Origin of the sequence: Aggregatibacter actinomycetemcomitans (assembly GCF_003130205.1) — a bacterium.
Taxonomy (GTDB): Bacteria; Pseudomonadota; Gammaproteobacteria; order Enterobacterales; family Pasteurellaceae; genus Aggregatibacter; species Aggregatibacter actinomycetemcomitans_A.
Genome location: NZ_NRDF01000036.1, coordinates 1 through 1033, shown reverse-complemented (window position 1 = coordinate 1033; position 1033 = coordinate 1). Strand labels below are relative to the sequence as shown.

Below are 1033 nucleotides of genomic sequence, written 5' to 3'. Positions count from 1 at the left end.
TAGACATAGTAGACAAAAGAGTTGGTTTTACCAACTCTTTCTATTTAGAAAATCCTTAATAAACACTATTTTATGCCTCCTTGTTAAGCCATTATGCACGGCTAATTTTTGTTTTAATTCTTTAAATAATCCCTCAAGTCGATTAGTGTTTTTTTCAATGCCTAAATCGGCATATTGTTCAAACGTAAATAAGTAATTCATATACCGCTTTAAACTTGCATAAGCACTTCTGACATTACGGTGTTTATAAGGAAAATAACCCTTTTCATTCGGCTTGTCCGAGCATTCCGTCAAAAACGTTTGATGATTCCGATACCACGAATAGAGCCGGACATAACAGTCATTTTTATGGCTGTTTTTAAGTGTCCTGACGAGCACTTTTAAGGTTTTCCCCGCTTCAGATTAATGCTTCTTACGCAATGCCCTCATGACGATTGCCACCATATGAAATTGACACATTTGTGTCGGCGTGTTGAACAAATCCTTTAATACTCCCCGTCTACCGTCGCAGGTAATCGATTGAATAACATAACCTTTTTCTCTTAGCCGATTAAATGCCATTTTATAATAAACGTCTTTTTCGGTTTTCACGATTTGGTGATAAATCACTTTTCCCGACAGCGAATCTAACAGCACAAGTATACCGAAATCCCGACCAAAGAAGGTGACGTCGGCAAGGATATTCAGTTGATGTTGTTGAGGAGGATTTAGCGTGGTTTTAGGCGCTTTATCAAGATAACGTTGGATGGTTCTTACCGAGCAGTGATAATTTTCGGCTAATTGTTTGTAGGTTTGTTTTCTCTTCTCATAATCTTCCCAAATTCGGATTGGATTAAATTTACTTTTGAAAGAAAACACTTTATTGCAGTGCGGGCATTTATAGCGCAGAAGATAATTTTGCGTGCCATACTTTTGAAGCGGGCTATGTTGGCAAAAAATGCACTTTTTTGTTCATAAATTCAAAAAAGTGGGTTAAAGCCTCGTACTATAAGGTCTTAACCCACTTTTTACCAACTATTTTGTCTACTATGCC

General features: G+C 37.1%; 1 protein-coding gene. It reads right to left on the bottom strand.

Annotation, left to right across the window (positions count from 1 at the left end; genetic code table 11):
* Positions 1–402: 402 nt before the first annotated feature.
* The gene (locus DK423_RS11460) at positions 403–939 is read right to left on the bottom strand and encodes an IS256 family transposase, variant Zn-binding type (protein WP_422108840.1); all 537 of its coding nucleotides are present in this window, start codon (positions 937–939) and stop codon (positions 403–405) included.
* Positions 940–1033 lie beyond the last annotated feature (94 nt).